Source organism: Streptomyces sp. AV19 (genome assembly GCF_015999245.1).
GTDB lineage: Bacteria > Actinomycetota > Actinomycetes > Streptomycetales > Streptomycetaceae > Streptomyces.
Genome location: NZ_JAEAMR010000015.1, coordinates 34,146 through 54,547 on the forward strand (window position 1 = coordinate 34,146; position 20,402 = coordinate 54,547).

Consider the following 20,402-nt stretch of genomic DNA (forward strand, 5'->3'; position numbering starts at 1 on the left):
GCGGCGAAGCCGCGTTACGGGCCCCGGGGCGCAGCCCCGGAAGAAACGGTGAAAGTGGGGGTACCCCCTCTGGGGGAGGGACCGGGGCCACAAAACCACCACCCTGCGTGCCCTCCTGGGGCGCACCGACCCCCGGTCGGTGTGATCTTCGCACCCTGCGGGCCGACGACCTGGACTGGTCCTACGGAACCGGAGCGCCCCTGCACGGCACGGCGCAGGACCTCCTGCTGCTCGCCTTCGGCCGCAGGCTGCCGCCGGGCCGCCTGCGGGGCGAGCACGAGGGCCGCTTCGTCGCCGCCTGAACGCCCGTCACCCCGCACCGCCGCCCAGCAGCCCGGACGGGAGCGCCGTCGGCAGGCTTGTCGGCAGGCCGCTGGGCAGTGCGGTGGGCAGGCCGGACGGGAGCCCGGAAGGCAGGCCCGAAGGAAGGCCGGAAGGAAGACCGCTGGGGAGGGCGGGGGTGGACGGTGAGCCCGACGCCGTCCGGTCGGGGCCGGCGGGGTCCGTGCCACCCCCGCTCCCGCCCTTCGTCAGCAGGGCCGTCCCGAGGGCGATCCCGCCGAGTGCCACCAGGGCGACCAGGACGTACAGGAGCCACCGGCGTCCGCCGGGGGACGGCGGAGGCGGTCCGAAGGAGCGATCGGCCATGGGACCAGCCTGCGCGCACCCGTCCGCGGTCCGGTGCGCGGTGACGGGACCGGTACACATTCCACCCCGGACCCTGACATTCCGTCACCCCGTGCCCGCGTGGCGCTCCGCGCGAAATGATTCTCCGATCGTACGATTTGCCGGATGACTGTTGATACGAACCAGAATGTCACCGAGGCCAAGGCGCGCGCCGCCCGCCTCCTGCTGGCCTTCCGGCACGGCAATCAACGGGCCTTCGACGACTGTCTGCCCGATGAGGCGGCCGGCGAGGAGACGCGCTACCTGGTCGCCGCGCTCGTCTGGATCGCCAACGAGGCGGTCGGCAAGGTGTATCTGCCCGGAGTCGCCGACCGGGTGCTGCGCCGGCTCGCCGGCCGGGCGCCGGACGAACCGGGCTGGGTCCCGACCGACGAGGAGGCGGCCCCCCATGTCGCGTTGCTCCTGGAATCCGTGTGGCGGCAGGACACCGAGACGGTGTGCGAGCTGGTCCGCGGCACACCCGACACCACGTTCCTGCTCGGCAAGCTGCTCGACGCGGTGGCCCGGCTGCTGCCCGAGGTGCCCGAGCGGGAACTGCGCCGCGTCATCGGCGAACTGCGCGGCGGAGGAACGCCTCCAGCCCCGCGAGGTCGTCCGTGTTGAGGTAGCCGGTCCCGGCCGCCAGCAGCTCCCGCCACAGCGCCTCCCGCGCCGGTCCGGGCGCGTCGGGCGTGGCCCAGAAGCGCACCCGTCTCCCCTCGCCGCGCGCCGTCGCGGTGATCCGCCGCAGTTCCGCCCGCTCGTGCTCCGGGATCGGGCCCACGCCCTGCCAGGTGAAGTGCCGTCCCCAGTCGTCGCTGACGAGCGGGACGAACGAGGCGGGCACGCCCGTTCCCAGGTCGTCGAGGCGCCCGTCGTAGAAGGCGTGCCGCACCCGCTCCGCCGCCATCGGCCCCCGCGCGCCCCGGTCGCCGGAGACCACGGCGGTCACCGCCCCGCGCCGCACCCGGCCGTCCGCGGCGGCGGTGAGCATCGGGTGGTAGCGGCGCAAGTGACGGGAGAGGGCGCGATAGGTGGGGTCGCCGGCGGTCTTGATGTCGATGAGGAGCTGCAGACCGCGGTCGTGTCCCCGGTACACCCGGCCGTGGTTGGCGCGGACGCGGCGCAGCAGCGGGTCGAGGTAGAGGGCCTCCAGGGTGCGGCGCGGGTCGAGTCGACCGGCGTCGTGGGCGACGAGGAGCTGTCCGTCGACGAGCCAGATGTCGGCCTCGACGCTGTCGAACCCGTGGGCGAGGGCGTCGGTGAGCGGGTGCGGGTGCTCGTAGTCGTTGTGCGCGTGCGCGTGGCGCAGCGGCGGCAGGGGCGTTCCGGTGTCCCCCGCCGCGGCGCGGGCGGGTGCGGCGAACGAGGCCGCGAGGGCGGCCCCCAGGGCGACGGCGGCGGTCCGGCGCGTGGGGCGCGGTCGTCCGGCGCGAGGAGTCATCGGGGTCACGGTCCCTCCGGTGAACGGTGCATAGGCGCGCGGCGAGCGTGCTGCTGCGAGTGAGTATCGAGGCCCGAAGGGCCGTTCGGCAGGGACGTGCCGAGAGTTGCCCGGTTCGCCGCCGGTGCTTTCACTGCCGTTCTTCCGGGGCAGGGATAAGGCCCCTGCGGTGTGGTGGAGTTGACGAGTCTCTGGGGTCAAGGGTGAGCAGACGCGGAAGCCGCGTGCGCGCGGTGCTGTCGGTGCTGGTGGCGTGGGTCTCGCTGGTCGGCGGGGGCACGGCGTGGTCGGCTTCCTCCGCTCCCGCGCGGGAGGGCGCGGAACTGCGCGTGGGCGCGGTGTCGGCGGTCGCCCCGGGCGTGGGCTACCGGGAGTTCTCCTTGAAGGGACGTCACGGCCCGGCCCACGGCCACCTGCTGACGGTGGACCTGCGGGAACGACGCGTGTCGGTGGACCTGTTGTACCCCGGAACGGTGGCCGCGCGGTCCGGGATCTCCCAACTGGCCGACCGCCGGGGCGCGGTGGGCGGGGTGAACGGGGACTTCTTCAACATCGCGGAGCAGCAGCACCCGGGGGTGGAGGCCACCGGCGCGCCGGTGGGCCCGGCGGTGGCGGGCGGCCGGTCACTGAAGGCCGCCGTGCCGTACGGCCAGCGCTTCGGCCCGGACACGCCGCGCGGGGTCTCGACGGAGGACGTCCTGGCCGTGGGCACGGACCGGGTGGCGCGGCTGGACCGGCTCCGGCTGGACGGGGTCGTCCGCGCCGGCGAGGACGAGCTGGAGCTGAGCGGCTTCAACCAGTACGCGCTGCCGGTGGGCGGCGTCGGCGCGTACACCGCGGACTGGGGCTCCGCGTCACGGCTGCGCGCGACCTGCGGGACGGACAACGACCGGGGCGCCCCGTGCAGCCGCACCACCTACGAGGTGACCGTGCGGGGAGGTCGGGTGACGGCCGTGTCGCGCAGACCGGGCCGGGGCCCGGTGCCCCGGGGCACGGTGGTGCTGGTCGGGCGCGAGGGGGGCGCGCGGGACCTGAGCCGGCTGGAGGTCGGCGAGGAGGTGGACGTGGTGCGGCGGCTGCGATCACGCGAGGGCGGCGCGCTGCGGTGCGCGCTGGGCGGCTTCCCGATCCTGCGCGACGGCCGGGCGCTGCGCGGACTGGACGCGGTGACGGGCGCGGTGCGCACCGCGGCGGGTGTGGGCGGCCACGGTCACCGGCTGTACCTGCTGGCGCTGGACGGCCGGGCCGCCTACCGGAGCGGCCTGACGCTGGCCGAACTGGCCGCCACGATGCGGGACCTGGGCGCCGAGGACGCCTTCAACCTGGACGGCGGCGGGTCGAGCACGCTGGTCACCCGCGATCCGCACGGCGGCCGGGCCGCGGTGCGCAACCATCCGTCGGGCGGCGCCGAACGGGCGGTGGCCAACGGGATCGGCGTCTTCGTCAGGTGACGACCCCGGCGGCCTCGGTACCGGGGTTCAGGGACGGACGCTCGCCACCAGGTTCGTGGTGGCGGTGATGCCGTGGTAGATGGTCGGCGCGATGCTGGTGCTCGCGAGCATGAAGCCCAGCAGGATGCAGACCAGCGCGTGGGACATCCGCAGGCCACCATTGCGGAGGAACACCACGGCCAGAACGACGAGCAACACAATCACGGAGATCGAAACGGCCATGACGTACCTCCTCGGCGGAGCTGCGGACGTCCGCTCAGTGTCGCGTATCGCGGCATGTCCCCTCTCACTGTGAATGTGCTCCTTTCGGGTGGCACATCAGTGATTGGGGCCCGGGTGGCCGCAAAGCTCCCGTCGGGACGGGTGACTCCACGCGCCTACGTTCTAGGGATGTTCGACGAGCGGACGGTGCCGGGCCTGCCTAGGCTGACGGAATGAGCCGCACAGTCCGGGAGCGCGGGCGCACCACGACGCAGAAGACGGAGGTCCGGACGGCTGAGGACGGTGAGCCGGACTTCCCCTGGCGCCATGCGGTGAAAAGCGGGGGCTTGCACCGGGTGCCCGACGGCTTCGCGCTCTTCTTCGGTCTCCTCGGCGTCTTCTGCGCCCTGACCTCGCTGATCCCGCCGCTGCGGCGCGGCGCCCACCCGGTGACCGACACCCTGGACACCCTGACCGTCCCCACCGCCCCCAACCTCGCCTACGCCGTCTTCCTGCTGCTGCTCGCCACGGCGACGGCCGCCCGCAAGCGCGTCGCCCTCTGGTTCGTCCTCGCCTACCTGGCGCTGCTGGTCCTCGCGGACGTGCTGCTGCTGGCCGCCGACTACTGGGACACCGTCCCGTCGCTGGTGCTCTCGCTCGCGGCGATGGCCCTGCTGGTGCTGGCGCGCCACGAGTTCCGCGCGCAGGTGCGGCGCGGTGCGTTCCTGCGCGCGCTGCTGGTGCTGGTGGCCGGGCTCGCCGTCGGCACCCTGGTGGGCTGGGGCCTGGTGTCGCTGTTCCCCGGCTCGCTGGAGCGCGGCGGCGGGAACCGGCTGATGTTCGTCGCCAACAAGGTGTGCGGCGGGCTGGTCAGCGGCCGGGCCTTCACCGGGCACCCCCCGCACCCGGTCTACTTCCTGCTCGGCCTGTTCGGCGCGCTGGCCCTGATCAACGCCACCATGACGCTGTTCCGCTCGCAGCGCCTGGAGGCCGCCCTCCACGACGACGAGGAGCCGCGCATCCGCGCCCTGCTCGCCCGCTACGGCGGCTGCGACTCGCTGGGCTACTTCGCGACCCGCCGGGACAAGGCCGTCGTCTTCTCCCCCAGCGGCAAGGCGGCCGTCACCTACCGGGTCGAGGCGGGCGTCTGCCTGGCCTCCGGCGACCCGCTGGGCGACCCCGAGGCGTGGACGCCCGCGATCGACGCCTGGCTGGAGCTGGCCGGCCGCTACGGCTGGCAGCCCGCCGTGATGGGCGCCAGCGAGGCCGGCGCCCGGGCGTACGCCCGCTCGGGGCTGGGCGCGCTCCAGCTCGGCGACGAGGCGATCCTGCAGGTCGCCCACTTCGACCTGGAGGGCCGCGAGATGCGGGTCACCCGACAGGCCGTCAACCGGGTCGAGCGCACCGGCGCGACCGTCCGCGTCCGCCGGCACGCCTCGCTCACCGACGAGGAGATGGGCGAGGTCATCGGGCGGGCCGACGCCTGGCGGGACACCGAGACCGAGCGGGGCTTCTCCATGGCGCTGGGGCGCCTCGGCGACCCCGCCGACGGAAACTGCCTGCTCGTCGAGGCGTTCGACAGCGACGGGAACATGATCGCGCTGCTGTCCTTCGTGCCCTGGGGACGGGACGGCGTCTCCCTGGACGTGATGCGCCGCGACCGGGCCGCGCCCAACGGCGTCATGGAGTTCATGGTCACCCGGCTGTGCGCCCAGGCCGGGCGGTTCGGGATCAAGCGGATCTCGCTGAACTTCGCGGTGTTCCGCGCCGCCTTCGAGGAGGGCGCGCGGATCGGCGCCGGGCCGGTGCTGCGCCTGTGGCGCAAGCTGCTTCTCTTCTTCTCCAAGTGGTGGCAGCTGGAGGCCCTTTACCGCTCCAACGTCAAGTACGACCCCGAGTGGCACCCGCGCTTCCTGTGCTACGCCGACGCGGGCGCCCTCGCCCGGATCGGCCTCGCGTCCGGCATCGCGGAGGGCTTCGTCTCGGTGCCCAGCCTCGGCAAGCTGTGGGGACGCGGACGGGCCCGGGGCGCCGCCCGCCCGGCGTCCACGGCCGGACTGCCCCCGCTGTCCGAACTCGAACTCGGCACCGACGCCGCCGGGGAGCTGGTCAAGGACGAACTCGAGGGCCTGCCCGAGCAGGTGCGGGTGCGCCGCCACAAGCTGGACCGGCTGCGCCGCGAGGGCGTCGACCCGTACCCGCCGACCGCCCACCGCACCCACACCTGCGCCGCCGTCCACGCGGCGCACGGCGCGCCGCCCCCGGGCAAGCGCACCGGCGACCGGGCGGCCGTCGCCGGACGCGTCCTGCTGCTGCGCAACCACGGCGGGATCGCCTTCGCCGTGCTCCGCGACTGGTCCGGCGACCTCCAACTGGCCGTCTCCCGCGACGGATCCGGCCCCGAGCTGCTGCGCCGCTTCACCCGCCTCGACCTCGGCGACCACATCGAGGCCGAGGGCGAGGTCGGCTCCAGCGACAAGGGGGAGCTCACCCTCTTCGTCACCCGCGCCCGGCTCACCGCCAAGTGCCTGCGGCCGCTGCCCGACAAGCGGTACGGGCTCACCGATCCCGAGGCGCGGGTGCGGATGCGCTACGTCGACCTCGCCGTCTCGCCGGAGGCCCGGCGCACGGTGCGGGCGCGCAGCGCCGCCGTCCAGGCGCTGCGGCGCGGCTTGTCGGAGCGGGGCTACCTGGAGGTCGAGACGCCGATGCTCCAGCAGGTCCACGGCGGCGCGAACGCCCGCCCGTTCACCACCCACATCAACGCCTACGACCTGGACCTGTACCTGCGCATCGCCCCCGAGCTGTACCTGAAGCGGCTGTGCGTCGGCGGCCTGGAGAAGGTCTTCGAGCTGGGCCGCACCTTCCGCAACGAGGGCGTCTCCTACAAGCACAACCCCGAGTTCACCATGCTGGAGGCGTACCAGGCGTTCGCCGACTACGACGTGATGCTGGACCTGACGCGCGAGCTGATCCAGGAGGCCGCGATCGCCGCGCACGGCGCGCCGGTCGCCCTGCGGACCGACCCCTCCTCCGGGAAGACCGTCGAGCACGACATCTCCGGCGTGTGGCCGGTGCGGACCGTGCACGGCGCGATCTCTGAGGCGCTCGGGGAGGAGGTCGGCCCGGACACCTCCGAGCGCGAACTGCGGCGGCTCTGCGACGCGGCGGGCGTCCCCCACCGGCCCGAACACGGGCGCGGGGACGTCATCCTGGAGATGTACGAGCGTCTGGTGGAGGAACGGACGACGCTCCCGGTCTTCTACAAGGACTTCCCGACGGACGTCTCGCCGCTCACCCGCCCGCACCGGGTGGACCCACGCCTCGCCGAGCGCTGGGACCTGGTCGCCTTCGGCACGGAACTGGGCACGGCGTACTCGGAGTTGACCGACCCCGTCGAGCAGCGGAACCGCCTGACGGCGCAGTCGCTGCTGGCGGCGGGGGGTGATCCGGAGGCGATGGAGCTGGACGAGGACTTTTTGCGGGCGTTGGAGTATGCGATGCCGCCGACGGGGGGGTTGGGGGTGGGGGTGGATCGGCTGGTGATGTTTCTGACGGGGTTGTCTATTCGGGAGACGTTGCCGTTTCCGCTGGTGCGGCATTTGTGAGGGGGGTGTTGTGCCCCGGTCCCGCCCTTTCACCGTTTCTTCCGGGGCTGCGCCCCGGGGCCCGGCACCGCGCTCACGGGCTGAAATGGCGCGCCGAATCAGCCCGTCCGGCGCTTGAGGACAGCGCCCGAAGGGCGCTTCGGGGGCCAGGGGCGGAGCCCCGAAAAGGGGGCCAGGGGGCGGAGCCCCCAGCGGGTGCAGGGGCGAAGCCCCGCCCAGGGCGCCCGGGGCGCAGCCCCCGCGCGGAGCGCAATGCCGGGCCGAGGGGCGGGGCCCCGGAAGAAACGGTGAAAGGGCGGGGCCGGGGCACACCAACCCCCTCAACCCCCGCCGCCCAACTCCCCCCACCCGACCACCCGGTCGCACCACCGCCCCAACAGCACCGGATCATGCCCCACCGCCAGCAACCCCGCCCCGCTCCCCCTCCGGTACTCCTCGACCACGGAAACCAGCGCCGCCGTCGTCGACGCGTCCAGCATCGCCGTCATCTCGTCGCAGATCAGCCAGCGCGGCCGCAGCGCCAGCGCCCTCGCCAGGCAGGCCCGTTGCAGCTGGCCGTCGCTGACCTGGTGGGGGCGGCGGGACAGGAGTTCGTCGGAGAGGCCCACCGAGGTGGCGAGGGCGCTCACGTCGGTGCGCGGGCGGCCCGTCGCGCGCAGCGGTTCCGCGATCAGGTCGCGCAGCCGCAGGCGCGGGTCGGCGGAGAGGCGGGGCTGTTGGAAGATCACGCCGAAGGCTGTCCGTTGGGAGCGCGGTGCCCGGTGGCGCCAGCCGCTCACCGGTTCGCCGTCGAGGACGACCGACCCCGCGTACGGGCGGTGCAGCAGGGCCGCCACCCGCGCCAGGGTCGACTTGCCGCAGCCGCTGGGGCCCAGCAGGCCGACCGACTCGCCGTCGGCCAGGGCGAGGGAGACGTCGCGGACGACCGGGTCGCGGGGGTCGTATCCGGCGGTGATGTGGCGCAGTTCAAGCACGGGAGCTCCCGGCGTGGTGGCAGGCGACGGCTCCGTCGAAGGCGGGGACGACCCCGCAGGCGTCCGTCGCCGAAGGGCAACGCGCCGCGAAGGCGCAGCCCTCGGGCAGGGCGCCGAGCTCCGGCGGCATGCCGGGGATGGGCTTGAAGGAGCGTTCCGGGAGGGCGTCCAGGAGGCCGCGGGCGTAGGGGTGGCGGGGGCCCGCGGTACCGAAGAAGTCGGTCGCGTCGGCGAGTTCGACGATGCGGCCCGCGTACATGACCGCCACCCGGTCCGCGATCCGCTCCGCCGCCGCCAGGTCGTGCGTGATCATCAGCAGGGCGTGCCCCTCGTCCACGTGGCGGCGCAGTTCGTCCGCGGTGCGTTCGACCAGGTCGCGGTCGAGCCCCGTCGTCGGCTCGTCGGCCAGCAGCAACGGCGCGTCGCCGACCAGCGCCAGTGCGGTGGCCGCGCGCTGGGCGAGGCCGCCGGAGAGCTGGTGGGGGTAGCGGTCGAGGTGGTCGGCCGGGAACGCGGCCCGCGCGGCGGCGGCCTTCTCGCCGTCGCGCCGCCCGGTCAACTCACGCAGAATTTCGCGGAGTTGGGAGCGCACCGTGCGCACGGGCGTCAGGTGCGCGGACGGGCTCTGCGGGACGAGGCCGATGCGGCGCCCCCGCACCTCGCGGGCCAGCACGCGCTCACCGGCCGACAGCAGGTCGAGGTCGTCCCCGCCGAGCAACGCCCGGCCCGTGGCGCGCGCATTGCCCGGCAGCAGCCCGAGCAGCGCCGAGGCCAGGACGGACTTGCCGCAGCCGCTCTCGCCGATGAGGGCGAGGCACTCTCCGGCATCCAGCCGGAAAGAGGCGTCGGTGACGGCCGCCACCTCCCCGCCCGCCGGCATGCGGAAGCGGACGGTCAGGTCACGGACCTCCAGGAGAGGCGTCACAGCGCGAGCTCCGATCGGCGGCGGGGATCGAGCCGGGCGCGCCACGCCCCCGCCAGCCCCGCCACGGCCAGCGTCGGCACGATGATGAACAGGCCGGGGAAGAGCGTCGGCCACCAGTCCCCCGCCAGCAGCGTGCCGCGCGCCGCCTGGGCCATCGCGCCGAGGCTGGCCCGGTGGGCGGGCAGCCCGAGGCCCAGGAACGACAGCGCGGACTCGTGCCAGATCGCGTGCGGGACCATGAGGACCGCCGCCAGCCCGGCCCGCGGCAGCACCGCGGGCAGCAGGTGCCGCACGGTCACGCGCCACCGTGACGCGCCGCCGGATATCGCCGCGTCGATGAACGGGCGGGTGCGCAGCGACAGCAGTTCGGCGCGGACGATCCGCGCGGTCGACAGCCAGTGGGTGACCGCGACGGACGCGACGACCGGCCAGACGCCAGGCCGGAACATGGCCACGACGAAGATCCCGAGCAGCAGGTGCGGCACGGACGAGAAGAGGTCGACGACGCGCATCACCACGCGGTCGGCCCACCCGCCCAGCGCGCCCGCGAGCGTGCCCACCGCCGTGCCGACGACGGTCGCGGCGAGCGCGGCGACGACGCCGACGAGGAGCGAGACGCGCAGCCCGTGGACGCAGCGCAGCAGCAGGTCGCGGCCGACCTCGTCGGTGCCGAACGGGTGGGCCCAGGACGGCGGTTGCAGCTTGGCGGCGAGATCGACGGCCTGCTCGTCCAGCGGCCACACCAACGGAGCGACCACGGCGGTCAGGACGACGAGCGCCACCAAGGCCGCGGACAGGCGCATGCGCAGCCGGTCACCCATCGAAGCCCACCCTCGGGTCGGCCAGCCCGTACAGCAGGTCGGACAGCAGGTTGCCGACGAGCACCGCGGCCGTGGCCAGCACGGTGAGCGCGGCGAGCAGCGGGAAGTCGACGGAGGTCGCCGCCTCGACGGTGGCCGAGGCGATGCCGGGCCAGCTGAAGACGGTCTCCACGAGCAGGGCCCCGGTGATCAGTTCGGGCACGCGGGAGCCGATCAGGGTGAGGACGGGCAGCAGGCCGGAGCGCAGCGCGTGCCCGAGCAGGACGGTGCGTTCGCTCAGGCCGCGGGCGCGGGCGCCGCGCACGGGGTCCTCGGCGAGGGCGTCGCCGACCCCTTCCCGGACGTAGAGGACGAACCACGGCAGCTGGGTGACCGCGAGGACGCAGGCGGGCAGCACCAGATGGGAGAGCACCTGGCCGGCGGTCACGGCGTCGCTGCCGGTGTCGGTGAGCCCGCCGGCCGGCAGCGCGTCCAGCTTCAGCGCGAAGAACCACACGGCGAGCAGCCCGATCCAGAACGGCGGCGCCGCCTCCAGCACGAACGCCAGCCCGCTGGCGATCCGGTCGAACCACCCGCCCCGGCGGCGCGCGGCGAGCACACCGATGACGGTTCCGACGACGACCGCGAGGACGAAGGCCACCCCGCACAGCAGCACCGACCAGCCGATGCGCTCGCCGATCACCTGGGCGACCGGCTGCCGCAGGGTGGTGGAGTCGCCGAGGTCGCCGGTGAGGGCGGCGCTCAGCCAGTCCCACCAGCGGACGGCGAACGGGCGGTCGGCGCCCAGGTTCTCGCGGACCTGGTCGAGCACCTCCCGCCCGGCGACCGGCCCCGAGGAGCCGGCGTAGGCCGGGTCGAAGGGCGAGGCCGCCGCGACGGCGAAGACGGCGAAGGTCACGACGGCCAGCACGGGGACGGCGGCGAGCAGCCGCCGTCCCGCCATGCGGCCCATCGCGCCCCAGGGCAGGGCGCTCACTTCTTCGGCTGCCACGCCTCGACGTTCCACCACGGGCCCGCGCCGAGGCCGTGGTCGTGCGGCTCCACCTGGGTCGTCAGGTCCTGCCAGCCGTCGCCCACGACGTAGAGGTGGTCGACGTGGGTGAAGAAGACGTAGCCGGGGTTGTCGGCGAGACCGCGCTGGACCTTGTCGTACGCGGCCTTGCGGGCGGCCTTGTCGCTCGCGTGCCGGCCCTCCTCCAGGGCCTTGTCGACCTCGGGGTTGTCGTACGCGGCCATGTTGTTGAAGCCGTCGAGGGCGAGGGAGGAGTGGAGCAGGTTGTAGAGGTCGAAGTCGGGGTCGGCCGGGTTGCCGCCGCCCGCGAGCACCGCGTCGTTCTTCATCCGCGGCTCGATGACCTCCCACGTACCGCTCTGCACCGAAACCTTGACGCCGGCCTTCTTGGCGTCGGAGGCGAAGGCGAGGGCGTGCTCCTGGCGGAGCTTGTCACCGGCGGGGAACCAGAGGGTGAACTCGGCCTTCTCCCCGTCCTTCTCCCGGATCCCGTCGCCGCCGGCCTTCCAGCCCGCGTCGTCGAGCAGCTTCTTCGCCTTGCCCAGGTCGTACGGGCGCTCCGTGCCCTTGGCGAACCACGGGCTGTCGGTGGGCACCGGCCCGTAGCCCTCGCGGCCCGCGCCCTCCAGCAGCTTGGCGACCATGGCCTTGCGGTCCACGGCGAGGTCCAGCGCGCGGCGGACGGCGATGTCGCCGGTGACCTTGTTGGCCGTGGGCAGCGTCACACCGCGGAAGTCCGTGGTCCGGGCCGTGATGATCTTCTTGCCCGAGTCCTTCTTGAAGCCGTCGGCGAGGTTCGGGGGCAGGATCGCGCCGTCCAGGTCGCCGGAGCGCAGCCGCGTGGCGCGGACGTCGTCGTCCTTGATGATCGCCATGGTGAGCTTCTTGATCTTCGGCTCGCCGCCCCAGTAGTCCGGGTTGGCGGTGAAGGTCAGCTTCTCGCCCTTGCCCCAGCCCGTGAGAACGTACGGGCCGGTGCCTATCGGCTTGGTGTTGAACGAACCGGTGTTGACGTCCTGGCCCTTGGCCACGTGCTCGGGGACGACCGGCAGCACGGTGCGCTCGGCGAACGGCGCGTAGGCGTACTTCAGCTTGAAGACGACGGTGTCGTCGCCGCGCGCGGTGACGCTGTCGATGGCGTCGAGCTCGCCCTTGGCCTCGTTGTTGGTCTTCTTGTCGAGGACGGTCTCGTAGGTGAAGACCACGTCCTTCGCGGTGAACGGCTTGCCGTCGCTGAACTTCACGCCGTGCCGGAGCTTGTACGTGTACGTCCGGCCGCCGTCGGCCACCTCGGGGAGCGCGGCGGCGAGCGCCGGCTTGAGCTTCATGCCGGCGTCGCGGGTCAGCAGCCCGTCGAAGATCTTGGAGTTGCCGTCCTTGCCGTAGCCGAGGAGCGGGCTGAGCGTGTCGGGCTCGTTGGCGAGGCCGACGACGAGGGAGTCCTTGCCGCCCTTGGCCCCCTTGTCGGAGGAGGGCTTGGAACAGGCGGTCGCGGCTCCCGCGGCGAGGACGCCTGCCATGGCCATGGCGGCCATTCCCCGAATGGATCGGGCCGTCATGTGCCGCGCTCCTTTGCTCTCGGTTGCTCTCGGTTCATTGCTCTTGCGAATCGCTCGCAATTAAACCGTATGGGCTGGTGGCGGGGGGACTGGGGGCCGTGCACGCAGGGGCTCCGGGCGCCCTGTGGCACCCGGAGCCCCAGTCGGCCGATGGAACTCAGCAGACGATGTAGATGGACTGCCAGCCGAAGGGCGTGGACTGCTCGGCGCCGCGGTTGCTCCGGAGCACGGTGTGCACCGGGTCACGGCCGTCGGCCGCGTTGTGCATGCGGCCGTCCTGCCCGCGCGGCACCCACTTGTAGGACCCGTGGAACGGGATCTGGTGGTAACCACAGCCGTTGATGTCGGCCGAGCGTCCGCTGAAGCTCGTCCCCTCGTACGCGACGAAGGACGACGTCATCCCGTCGGCTCCGGCCTCGGCCGCGGTCGACGGAACCGCCGAGAGGCCACCGATCGCAACCGTCGCCACGAGCGCGGCCGCCGCACGACGGCCGAATGCGAACTTGGGCATTGCTTTCCCCCTTTTCGGATCTGTTGTGCTGTTCCGAAGCTAGCCGCGCTCCGGGAGCATCCGCCCCACCCTTCGATCCTGCTCGAAAGCCTGCCCAAGGCTTTCGGCGGCCGTCCGGCTTTCAGCGGCCACCGGCCACGACCACCCGGTGCATGATCCGGCGCGTTCCCGGACCGATCGGTGTGGCCCGGTGCAGGACCCGCCTGTTGTCCCAGACCACGATGTCGCCGGGGCTCCAGCGGTGCCGGTGGACGAACTCCTCCCGGGCGGCGTGCGCGATCAAGTCCGCCAGGGTGGGCGCCGGTTGGCCGACCCCGCGCAGGTCGGTCTGGCACCAGTCGTTGACGTACAGGGCCCGCAGGCCGCTCCCCGGGACCGTGATGACGACGGGATGCCGCGCCGTCTCGCCCCGCAGCGGGTGGACGTGCGTGCCCGTGGCGCCGTCCAGTGCCTCCCTCCAGCCGGGCGGGAGTTCCTCACAGGCGCGCACCATGTCCGCGAAGAGCGTGTCCCCGCCCCGCGCCGGGAGCAGTTGGGCCTGGAGGACGGTGTACCGGGCCGGGTCCGGGAGGAAGGACTGGTCGGTGTGCCAGCGCGCGACGTCGGGGCCCTTCTCCGCGGCGCTGTCGATGACGTGCACGTACGCGCTGCCCTGGCACGGCGGGTAGTAACGGAGTTGGGGAACGGGCTGCGGTGCGCCCAGGGCGCGGGCGAACTCCTCCAGCGCGGCCGCGTCCGGGTCCGGACGGCCGCGTACGACCACCACGCCGTGCCCGGCAAGCGCCTGCCGCACCTCGTCCGCCGACGCGGTCTCTGCCACGAAGCCCTCTCGCACGGTCTTCATGCCGACCAGGCTGGGCACCCGCCCCGGGTTGGTCAATGGGCCGGGAGGGGAAGGAAGGACCCGTCCGGTCAAGGTCGGCGGATGAGTGGGGAGTTGGTGCGTGATGAGCGCGGAGACGGCCGATGCGGTCGTGGTCGGGAACGGGGTACTGGGGCTGTCCATCGCCTATGAGGTGGCGGTCCGGGCGCCCGGGGCACGGACCGTGGTCGTGGGACGGGCCGCGCGCCCCGGCGCCGCCACCGTGGCGGCGGGGGCGATGCTCAACTGCTTCGGCGACGTCACCGCGCTCACCGGCGCGCACCCCGCCTCCGAAACCAGGTTCGCGCTCGCCCGCGCCGCGCTCGACGCCTGGCCGCGGTGGCTCGACCGCCTGGAGGCGGAAGCCGACGGGACTCCCGTCCCCCGGGTCAAGGGCACCTTCGTGGTGCTGGGCGCACAGGCCACATCGTGCGTGACCGAGAACTACGAGGCCGTCCTCGCCGCCGCGGCCAAGTACGGCGAGCGGCACCGGGAGATCGATCCCCAGGAGATCGACGGGCTGGCCCCACTCCCCCAGGAGCGGCCGCTGCGCGCGCTCCACCTCGAACGCGAAGGAGCGGTCGACGCCCGGGCCGTGCTCGCGCTGCTGGAGACCGCGACGGCCCGGCGCGGCGTCGAGCCGGTGGACGACGAGGTGACCGGGCTGGTCGTGTCGGGCGGGCGGGCCGTCGGCGTACGGCTGGCTTCCGGCGGGACGGTCGCGGCCGGCAGCGTCGTCCTCGCGGCGGGCGCGGCGACGCAGCGGCTGGTCGACCAGCTGCCGCCCGGCATGGTCCAGCCCGTGCTGTACGGCAGCGGTTCCGCCGTGGAGACCTTGCGGACGGACGGGCCCGGGTTCCGTGAAGTGGTGCGCACGCCCGTCCAGTCGGAGGCGTGCGGCCTCCACATCGTCCCGCTGGGCGGGAGCCGTGAGTACATCGGCGCGACGAACAGCGTCCGCTTCGACGAGCCGCGCGGGCCATTCGTCGGCCAGGTGGAGTTCCTGCTACGACGGGCCAGGGAGCAGTTCGACGAACGCGTCAGCTACTCGGCGGCCCAGCGCTGGCATTACGGATTCCGCCCCATTACGCTCGATACCTTCCCCCTCCTCGGCCAATCACCGCTTCCGGGACTCCTGTTCGCGACCGGAACGTACCGGGACGGCTTCCACGGCTCGCCCGTCATCGCGGAGCACCTGGCCCGGCTGCTGACGGAGCCGGCGTCCTACGGGCCCGGTCCGTACTCGGTGTTCGAACCGGGCCGTGCGCCGATCGAGACGATGACCGTGCCGGAGGCGGTCGAGCTGTACGCCGCCGAGATGGTGGCCACATCGGTGGAGTTCGGGCTCCGACTCCCCTATTCGTTCATCGACATGTCGGTGATCAGCGACATGTACCGGCAGCGTGCCCGACGGTCGTTCGACCGCCTCGGGCGGGGCGTCGCGCTGGAGCCGGAGATCCTGCGGGCGGTGTCCGAGGCGGATGAGGGGAGGGTGGAGCGGGTGGCCGCGTATTTGCGTCTCGCTATGTCCCGTTCTTGACGTGCGCCACGAAGGCGGACCAGGAGGGGGTGGGTATGAGGAGGCCGGGGGTGTGGGGGCGTTTGCTGTCGCGGATGGGGACGGTGGCGGATGTTGGCCCGGGGGCCCACTCGACGCATTCGCCACCGTTCCCCTCACTGTGACTCGACTTGCCCCACTCTGGTTCACCGTGGATTGGGACGGCCCCGAAGATGAACCCGGGGGCCCACTCGACGCACATGCCTCCGTTGCCCTCGCTGTGACTCGACTTGATCCACTCCAAGCGTAGGTCGCGGTTGGTTTTCATGTCTGCGTGCCTCCATGACGTTCCGGATGAGCGACAGCGATCTGTCAGGCGACAAAGCATCAGCACGCAGCCGCTCGTATGCGTCCCGAGCTTCGGCAACTACGTTCACCGAGTCGGTCACTTGCCCTCGCGTGTAGTTCTCTTCGTACAGAACTTCGGTTCCGTTCCGACGTGTCACCACACTAAAGGGCAATCCACGAGCCGGAGTTCCAGCACCGAACGGGAAGACCTGAAGCATGACGTTCGGCGACTCCGTGACGCCCGCCAGGAACCGTAGCTGCTCCCGCATGACTTCAGGCCCACCTCGATCGGCCCACAGCACCGACTCGTGGAGGATCACCCACATCCTCGGAGGATTAGGCTTGTCGAACAGCTCACGTCGCCGCATTCGTTGGGCCACACGCACGTCGATCTGCTCTGTCGACTCCAGCGGGTGAGCAGATCGGAAGATGGCCTCTGCGTACTCCGGGGTTTGCAGGATCCCTGTCACCGTAACGCTCGAGTAGTCACAGACGGCCAGCGCCTCGCGCTCCAACTCCAGATACGGGATGAACCAAACAGGACTCCCCGCATCCGCAGCCTTCTGCCGCATCCGCGCGTACACCCCCGGCGTCCCGAACACCCGGTCGCACTGCTCCGCGAACTGCGGGCTCGCCAGCTGCTGCCCTGTCTCGACCTTGCTGACGTACGGCTGCTGGAAGTGCATCCGGTGAGCGAGCTCCGCCTGCGACCACCCCCGAGCTTCGCGAGCGATCCTGATCTCCTTGCCGAACTCCACGGCAGGCGACACGCGCTCCTCGCTCATGCGTTCAATTCCCCCATTCCACTGCGGACTTGGCATGCAAAATACCCTGGTCAGCGGCTCCGCGTGGCTGGAATCTGATCCTCCCAGTTGATTCCCGCTCCCCCCGGGCGGGACACCCAGAGGATCGAACATGCGAACAACGGGACCGGAGTTCCCCCGAGGTGCGTGGCTGATGGACACGCGGCGCGAAAGGGTCGGCCAGGTCATGGACAGGACCGGCCAGAACGTCTGGCTACGGCCGCCCGGAGGCGGCCGCGAGTGGGAAGCCCGGGCCGAGACGCTGCGCCTCGCCACCCCCGAGGAGCGGCGGCAGTCGGGGGTCCACCCCCAGAACCGGCGCCGGGTGAGGGTCAGTTGGGTCGGCCCCGCGGTCGTGACGGAGGAAACGGAAGAGGCGGCCACCCCGAACCTCTGGGGGAACCCATGATCCCGCTGCCCCACTCCAGCGGCCCGCCCGCCATGCCCGTCCCCGTCGACGGCTGCGCCCTCTGCCATCGGCTCGACACGGCATGGCGGGCCGCGTTCGCGGCCGGGGCAGGCCCGTACGCCGACAAGGTGGCGGCCGCGTACATCGCCCACCACGCCCGACACACATTGCCGTCGTCCGACTGGCCCTTTCGTCTCGGGCCCTCCGGGCCCAAAGATGGCGGGCTACGGAAGAGGAGGGCCGGGGCCGACGGTTCGGTGCGGCTCGGACTCGGGACCGGAAGGCCCGGTGCGCCGTGCGGCAGCCATGTGGTCGTTGAATGCTGGATTGCGGGCAGTTGGGGTGCGGAACACCCTTGCTCAGTGGCTGCGCACAGCCCAAACCGCCCGCAATTCGGCGGCGATGGGAGCGGCGGCCGCACCCGGCGACAGACACCGGCCCGCCCCCCTCCCCCGCCGTAGCCCGCTTCTTTGGGCCCGGAGGGCCCGAGACGAAAGGGACAGCCGACTGACGGGCCGTATGTCCCTCCGGCCGTGCAACCGCCGTCAGTTGTCCCTCACGGCGAGGCCCACGTGCTGCGCCAGGGCGGGCGCCAGGTCGAACAGCTGGGCCGTGCCGATCGTCGCGCCCTTCATCCCCTCCAGCCCGGAGGCGATGCGCAGCGCGGCGGCCTCGCGCAGGTCGCCCCCGGTCAGCGCGGCCCGGTCGAAACGAACCCCGTCCAGGGTCGGTCGACCCGGGGAAGGAGACATCGGTCAGCTGCCCCCCGCCGAAGTCCACGTCACACAGGAGGCAGTCGACGAAGACGACATCCTTGAGCAGGATCGCGCGATTGATCACGACTCAATACGGGCCCTACGAGTGGGTCGTCGACCCTTCGGCTGGACGTGTGGCGTCTATGACGATCGCCTGCAGCGCCGCGAGATGACCGTCGAAGGCATCCCGCCCGGCGCGGGTCAGCCGGGCCCGTACCCGTCGGCGGCTGCCGCAGACCCGGCGTTCGGTCGCGACATAACCGGCCTCTTCGAGCGTCGCGAGCTGCTTGGACAGCGCCGAGTCCGACAGTCCCAGCCGGTCCTTGAGGAAGGCGAACTCAGCCCAGTCGGCGGCGGCCAGTGCCGCCACCAGCGACAGGCGGGTGCTGGGGTGGATCAGCTCGTCGAACCTCGCCGTCGTCATGCCCGCACCCAACCACGCAGTACGCGCAGGATGTCCGGTCCGCCGAACCCCACGACAACCGCCACCAGCCCCCCCGCCCAGATGCTTGCGTGATCGGCACCGTCGGCGTCCAGAGCAAGCGCCACCGGGATGGTGACTGCGACGAGCCCGAGCACCATGCCGACCACGATCACGGGGATGCGGCGGCCGGCGATCGAGGCGCTCACCTGGATCTGCTGCGTGCGCCGCCGCCCGCTGAGCAGACGCGAGGCGAATATCGCGTGTCCTGCGCCGAAGAGGCCCGCTGCGATCCCGGCCAGCCACGGCAGCACCGCGCCGCATACGCCCAGCACCAGCCAGCCGGCGGCCATGGCCCACCAGTAGCCACGGGGCAGGCCGATCTCCTCGGCCACCTGGCGACGGGCGCGTTCGGCCGCGTCGAGCGAGGCGCGGGCCTGTTCTGAAGCGGTGTCCATGACGAGACCTCTCTTTCCCGTTGGGAAAGCCAGCGTCACACTTTCCCAACGGGAAAGTCAAGCATGGTGCTCACGCCGCAACCAGGTCAGCCCGCTCGATGCGTACCGCCCCGCGAGTCGGGGACGCGACTGGCGGGTGGCTGACCCTTCCGAGCGGCCGATTGATCACGACGTCACACAGGCCCTAGTAGTCACAAGATCCGCCGGACAGTCCCCAGCCCTTGAAGTCGCCAGCGCAAGGTCAACTCCCCCTGCGTGCACAGTAGTTGACTTGCGCCGCATGCGACCTAGACTGAACCGGCGCACCTCACCGGTGCGCCGGCTTCACATAGGGGGAACAGCTCGAATGAAACGCATGAAGACAGCCGCGGTTGCGCTGGCGGTGACCGTCACTCTCGGAGGCGCCGCGAGTGGCACGGCCACCGCCGCGACCGACGGCGGGGCACAGGCGCAGGCGGCCCCGACTTACAAGATCCTCAAGCACCTGGACTACCGGGGCCCCGGCAAGGCATCGCTGCGTCTCGGCTACTACAACGCCTCGACGGACAAGGGCTTCGGCTGGACCAAGGTCAAGAAGAAGCACAACATCACGAAGTACTCGGCTGTCGAGTACATCGCGAAGTCGCCCAATCGGGAGCACATCGGCGGCCAGTCCTATCGCCAGACGGGCTACGCGGGTAAGTACAGGTGCACCAACGGCGTGTGCAGGCTGGTCAAGCAGTACAAGGTTCTGCTGACGGTCAACGAGAAGAAGCTCCGCGACAATCAGGACAAGGGCGTGATCACCCAGTACTGCGTGGGCATCACCAGGTGTCCCAACTGGGTCACCAAGGCGCTGGCCAAGGCCAACGGCCGTTCCGTTGCGGCCGAGGGCAACGACAAGTACGCGGCCGCGTACGAGCCGTTCGCGCGCTCCCTGCGCGCCGCGGAAGTGAAGGCCGGCGTCAACGAGAAGGCAGTGCCGGCCGCGAGGTAGGAACACCTCAGCCGGCCGCCGTGGCCGGTCGGTCGCTACGTTGATGCGTACAGCGAGCCTCGGTGTCCGCTGACGTACGACCGCCGCTCAGCCCACAAGGCTTCCCCCGATACCGTCCGGGCATCGGGGGAAGCCGAGCTCCCCGTCGGGGAAGGAGACCCGTGGCCGGCCCAGACAGCCGATTCCTCACCCGCGCGTCCGAAGCCGCCTTCGATCTCGGTGCGGACGGCTACCGCGTGTCCGAGCTCAGGATCAGCTCCCGACAGCTCGCCTTCACCGACACCGGCGTCGCGGGCGAACCGCCTCTCTACGCGGGAGGCGAGCCGCCCCCGGTCCCGGGGCGTGAAGGCCGGCGCGAGTACGACTGGCAGCCCGCCACCGAGGCACCCTCATGGATGCAGATGGCCTGGCTGCTGGAAGACATGGCTACATGGATCGAGCCGTTGGCGGACGAACAGGTGACCCTGATCGGCGTCGAGTCGCCGCTCCCGGACTGGTGCGACGTACTGGTTCGTCATGGGGACACGGCCTACCGGGTGCGCATCGCGCTGGCCGACCGGACGGAGCCGCTCGACTTCCCCGGCATGTACCTGCGTGACATGTTCGCCGAAGGCCGCCATCGCAAGTACGTCGCGCCCGGGACCGAGCAGGGCATGCCGGTGGCGGACCTGCGCGGGGTGCTCTGACGCGGGACGACATC

The 20,402-nt window shown here is 72.2% G+C and carries 23 protein-coding genes; 8 read left to right on the top strand and 15 right to left on the bottom strand.

Features of this window, described 5'->3' with window-relative positions:
- The first annotated feature begins 107 nt into the window (after window positions 1–107).
- Window positions 108–302 carry a hypothetical protein gene (locus tag I5Q34_RS23715; protein WP_199894416.1) on the top strand — a complete coding sequence of 65 codons (195 nt, stop codon included), beginning with the start codon at window positions 108–110 and terminating at the stop codon, window positions 300–302.
- Between the two features lie 7 nt (window positions 303–309).
- Here the strand turns inward: I5Q34_RS23715 and I5Q34_RS23720 are convergent, their stop codons facing one another.
- Window positions 310–648, bottom strand: a complete 339-nt coding sequence (locus I5Q34_RS23720) for a hypothetical protein (RefSeq protein ID WP_199894417.1) — start codon at window positions 646–648, stop codon at window positions 310–312.
- A 144-nt stretch (window positions 649–792) separates the two neighbouring features.
- Here I5Q34_RS23720 and I5Q34_RS23725 point away from each other — a divergent pair, with 144 nt between their 5' ends.
- A complete protein-coding gene (locus I5Q34_RS23725; protein ID WP_199894418.1) occupies window positions 793–1,290 on the top strand; it encodes a hypothetical protein in 498 nt (165 codons plus the stop codon).
- On the opposite strand, the gene I5Q34_RS23730 is transcribed toward I5Q34_RS23725, so the two are convergent.
- Window positions 1,232–2,110, bottom strand: a complete 879-nt coding sequence (locus tag I5Q34_RS23730; protein WP_199894419.1) for a phosphatidylinositol-specific phospholipase C/glycerophosphodiester phosphodiesterase family protein — start codon at window positions 2,108–2,110, stop codon at window positions 1,232–1,234. The two genes, I5Q34_RS23725 and I5Q34_RS23730, sit on opposite strands and share 59 nt — an antisense overlap.
- Before the next feature lie 203 nt (window positions 2,111–2,313).
- Between I5Q34_RS23730 and I5Q34_RS23735 the strand changes: the two genes are divergently transcribed.
- On the top strand, window positions 2,314–3,561 hold the full coding sequence (locus tag I5Q34_RS23735; RefSeq protein ID WP_277965747.1) for a phosphodiester glycosidase family protein: 1,248 nt from the start codon (window positions 2,314–2,316) through the stop codon (window positions 3,559–3,561).
- A gap of 27 nt (window positions 3,562–3,588) precedes the next feature.
- Here the strand turns inward: I5Q34_RS23735 and I5Q34_RS23740 are convergent, their stop codons facing one another.
- Entirely contained in the window at window positions 3,589–3,783 is a 195-nt protein-coding gene (locus I5Q34_RS23740) for a hypothetical protein (protein ID WP_199894420.1), read from the bottom strand.
- Between the two features lie 212 nt (window positions 3,784–3,995).
- Here I5Q34_RS23740 and lysX point away from each other — a divergent pair, with 212 nt between their 5' ends.
- On the top strand, window positions 3,996–7,370 hold the full coding sequence (lysX, locus tag I5Q34_RS23745; protein ID WP_234429446.1) for a bifunctional lysylphosphatidylglycerol synthetase/lysine--tRNA ligase LysX: 3,375 nt from the start codon (window positions 3,996–3,998) through the stop codon (window positions 7,368–7,370).
- A gap of 320 nt (window positions 7,371–7,690) precedes the next feature.
- Here the strand turns inward: lysX and I5Q34_RS23750 are convergent, their stop codons facing one another.
- The 7 genes from I5Q34_RS23750 to I5Q34_RS23780 all read right to left on the bottom strand — a co-directional run bounded on the left by I5Q34_RS23750 (window position 7,691) and on the right by I5Q34_RS23780 (window position 14,016).
- On the bottom strand, window positions 7,691–8,344 hold the full coding sequence (locus I5Q34_RS23750) for an ABC transporter ATP-binding protein (RefSeq protein WP_199894421.1): 654 nt from the start codon (window positions 8,342–8,344) through the stop codon (window positions 7,691–7,693).
- Window positions 8,337–9,224 carry an ABC transporter ATP-binding protein gene (locus I5Q34_RS23755; RefSeq protein WP_199894554.1) on the bottom strand — a complete coding sequence of 296 codons (888 nt, stop codon included), beginning with the start codon at window positions 9,222–9,224 and terminating at the stop codon, window positions 8,337–8,339. The genes I5Q34_RS23750 and I5Q34_RS23755 overlap by 8 nt, the downstream gene beginning before the upstream one ends.
- Window positions 9,225–9,265: 41 nt before the next feature.
- Complete coding sequence (locus tag I5Q34_RS23760) at window positions 9,266–10,090, bottom strand: ABC transporter permease (protein ID WP_199894422.1); 825 nt, start codon at window positions 10,088–10,090, stop codon at window positions 9,266–9,268.
- Window positions 10,083–11,042, bottom strand: a complete 960-nt coding sequence (locus I5Q34_RS23765; protein WP_199894555.1) for an ABC transporter permease — start codon at window positions 11,040–11,042, stop codon at window positions 10,083–10,085. The genes I5Q34_RS23760 and I5Q34_RS23765 overlap by 8 nt, the downstream gene beginning before the upstream one ends.
- A gap of 20 nt (window positions 11,043–11,062) precedes the next feature.
- The gene (locus I5Q34_RS23770) at window positions 11,063–12,661 is read right to left on the bottom strand and encodes an ABC transporter substrate-binding protein (protein WP_199894423.1); all 1,599 of its coding nucleotides are present in this window, start codon (window positions 12,659–12,661) and stop codon (window positions 11,063–11,065) included.
- Window positions 12,662–12,818: 157 nt separating this feature from the next.
- A complete protein-coding gene (locus I5Q34_RS23775; protein WP_199894424.1) occupies window positions 12,819–13,172 on the bottom strand; it encodes a MiAMP1 family antimicrobial peptide in 354 nt (117 codons plus the stop codon).
- A gap of 121 nt (window positions 13,173–13,293) precedes the next feature.
- On the bottom strand, window positions 13,294–14,016 hold the full coding sequence (locus I5Q34_RS23780; RefSeq protein ID WP_199894425.1) for a TauD/TfdA family dioxygenase: 723 nt from the start codon (window positions 14,014–14,016) through the stop codon (window positions 13,294–13,296).
- Window positions 14,017–14,119: 103 nt separating this feature from the next.
- Here I5Q34_RS23780 and I5Q34_RS23785 point away from each other — a divergent pair, with 103 nt between their 5' ends.
- The gene (locus I5Q34_RS23785) at window positions 14,120–15,574 is read left to right on the top strand and encodes an FAD-binding oxidoreductase (RefSeq protein ID WP_199894426.1); all 1,455 of its coding nucleotides are present in this window, start codon (window positions 14,120–14,122) and stop codon (window positions 15,572–15,574) included.
- Here I5Q34_RS23785 and I5Q34_RS23790 read toward each other — a convergent pair.
- Both I5Q34_RS23790 and I5Q34_RS23795 read right to left on the bottom strand, forming a co-directional pair.
- Window positions 15,558–15,794: a DUF397 domain-containing protein gene (locus I5Q34_RS23790; protein ID WP_199894427.1), complete on the bottom strand. Its 237-nt coding sequence runs from the start codon at window positions 15,792–15,794 to the stop codon at window positions 15,558–15,560. The two genes, I5Q34_RS23785 and I5Q34_RS23790, sit on opposite strands and share 17 nt — an antisense overlap.
- A complete protein-coding gene (locus I5Q34_RS23795) occupies window positions 15,739–16,665 on the bottom strand; it encodes a helix-turn-helix transcriptional regulator (protein ID WP_234429447.1) in 927 nt (308 codons plus the stop codon). Before I5Q34_RS23795 ends, I5Q34_RS23790 begins: the two co-directional genes overlap by 56 nt.
- Window positions 16,666–16,837: 172 nt before the next feature.
- Here I5Q34_RS23795 and I5Q34_RS23800 point away from each other — a divergent pair, with 172 nt between their 5' ends.
- Window positions 16,838–17,092 carry a hypothetical protein gene (locus tag I5Q34_RS23800; RefSeq protein ID WP_199894570.1) on the top strand — a complete coding sequence of 85 codons (255 nt, stop codon included), beginning with the start codon at window positions 16,838–16,840 and terminating at the stop codon, window positions 17,090–17,092.
- Window positions 17,093–17,637: 545 nt separating this feature from the next.
- Here the strand turns inward: I5Q34_RS23800 and I5Q34_RS23805 are convergent.
- From I5Q34_RS23805 to I5Q34_RS23815, 3 genes are all read right to left on the bottom strand, one after another.
- On the bottom strand, window positions 17,638–17,844 hold the full coding sequence (locus I5Q34_RS23805; protein ID WP_199894429.1) for a hypothetical protein: 207 nt from the start codon (window positions 17,842–17,844) through the stop codon (window positions 17,638–17,640).
- A 103-nt stretch (window positions 17,845–17,947) separates the two neighbouring features.
- A complete protein-coding gene (locus I5Q34_RS23810; RefSeq protein ID WP_199894430.1) occupies window positions 17,948–18,271 on the bottom strand; it encodes a transcriptional regulator in 324 nt (107 codons plus the stop codon).
- The gene (locus I5Q34_RS23815) at window positions 18,268–18,726 is read right to left on the bottom strand and encodes a hypothetical protein (RefSeq protein WP_199894431.1); all 459 of its coding nucleotides are present in this window, start codon (window positions 18,724–18,726) and stop codon (window positions 18,268–18,270) included. Before I5Q34_RS23815 ends, I5Q34_RS23810 begins: the two co-directional genes overlap by 4 nt.
- 355 nt (window positions 18,727–19,081) lie before the next feature.
- Between I5Q34_RS23815 and I5Q34_RS23820 the strand changes: the two genes are divergently transcribed.
- The gene (locus tag I5Q34_RS23820; protein WP_199894432.1) at window positions 19,082–19,702 is read left to right on the top strand and encodes a hypothetical protein; all 621 of its coding nucleotides are present in this window, start codon (window positions 19,082–19,084) and stop codon (window positions 19,700–19,702) included.
- Between the two features lie 161 nt (window positions 19,703–19,863).
- Window positions 19,864–20,388: a hypothetical protein gene (locus I5Q34_RS23825; RefSeq protein ID WP_199894433.1), complete on the top strand. Its 525-nt coding sequence runs from the start codon at window positions 19,864–19,866 to the stop codon at window positions 20,386–20,388.
- The last annotated feature ends 14 nt before the right edge of the window (window positions 20,389–20,402 follow it).

Coding starts and splice junctions, on each gene's coding strand:
- I5Q34_RS23720 (WP_199894417.1), bottom strand. CDS start 648: ATGGCCGATCGCTCCTTCGGACCGCCTCCGCCGTCCCCCGGCGGACGC.
- I5Q34_RS23725 (WP_199894418.1), top strand. CDS start 793: ATGACTGTTGATACGAACCAGAATGTCACCGAGGCCAAGGCGCGCGCC.
- I5Q34_RS23730 (WP_199894419.1), bottom strand. CDS start 2,110: ATGACTCCTCGCGCCGGACGACCGCGCCCCACGCGCCGGACCGCCGCC.
- I5Q34_RS23740 (WP_199894420.1), bottom strand. CDS start 3,783: ATGGCCGTTTCGATCTCCGTGATTGTGTTGCTCGTCGTTCTGGCCGTG.
- lysX (WP_234429446.1), top strand. CDS start 3,996: ATGAGCCGCACAGTCCGGGAGCGCGGGCGCACCACGACGCAGAAGACG.
- I5Q34_RS23755 (WP_199894554.1), bottom strand. CDS start 9,224: ATGCCGGCGGGCGGGGAGGTGGCGGCCGTCACCGACGCCTCTTTCCGG.
- I5Q34_RS23760 (WP_199894422.1), bottom strand. CDS start 10,090: ATGGGTGACCGGCTGCGCATGCGCCTGTCCGCGGCCTTGGTGGCGCTC.
- I5Q34_RS23765 (WP_199894555.1), bottom strand. CDS start 11,042: ATGGGCCGCATGGCGGGACGGCGGCTGCTCGCCGCCGTCCCCGTGCTG.
- I5Q34_RS23770 (WP_199894423.1), bottom strand. CDS start 12,661: ATGACGGCCCGATCCATTCGGGGAATGGCCGCCATGGCCATGGCAGGC.
- I5Q34_RS23775 (WP_199894424.1), bottom strand. CDS start 13,172: ATGCCCAAGTTCGCATTCGGCCGTCGTGCGGCGGCCGCGCTCGTGGCG.
- I5Q34_RS23780 (WP_199894425.1), bottom strand. CDS start 14,016: ATGAAGACCGTGCGAGAGGGCTTCGTGGCAGAGACCGCGTCGGCGGAC.
- I5Q34_RS23785 (WP_199894426.1), top strand. CDS start 14,120: ATGAGCGCGGAGACGGCCGATGCGGTCGTGGTCGGGAACGGGGTACTG.
- I5Q34_RS23790 (WP_199894427.1), bottom strand. CDS start 15,794: ATGTGCGTCGAGTGGGCCCCCGGGTTCATCTTCGGGGCCGTCCCAATC.
- I5Q34_RS23795 (WP_234429447.1), bottom strand. CDS start 16,665: ATGAGCGAGGAGCGCGTGTCGCCTGCCGTGGAGTTCGGCAAGGAGATC.
- I5Q34_RS23800 (WP_199894570.1), top strand. CDS start 16,838: ATGGACACGCGGCGCGAAAGGGTCGGCCAGGTCATGGACAGGACCGGC.
- I5Q34_RS23805 (WP_199894429.1), bottom strand. CDS start 17,844: ATGTCTCCTTCCCCGGGTCGACCGACCCTGGACGGGGTTCGTTTCGAC.
- I5Q34_RS23810 (WP_199894430.1), bottom strand. CDS start 18,271: ATGACGACGGCGAGGTTCGACGAGCTGATCCACCCCAGCACCCGCCTG.
- I5Q34_RS23815 (WP_199894431.1), bottom strand. CDS start 18,726: ATGGACACCGCTTCAGAACAGGCCCGCGCCTCGCTCGACGCGGCCGAA.
- I5Q34_RS23820 (WP_199894432.1), top strand. CDS start 19,082: ATGAAGACAGCCGCGGTTGCGCTGGCGGTGACCGTCACTCTCGGAGGC.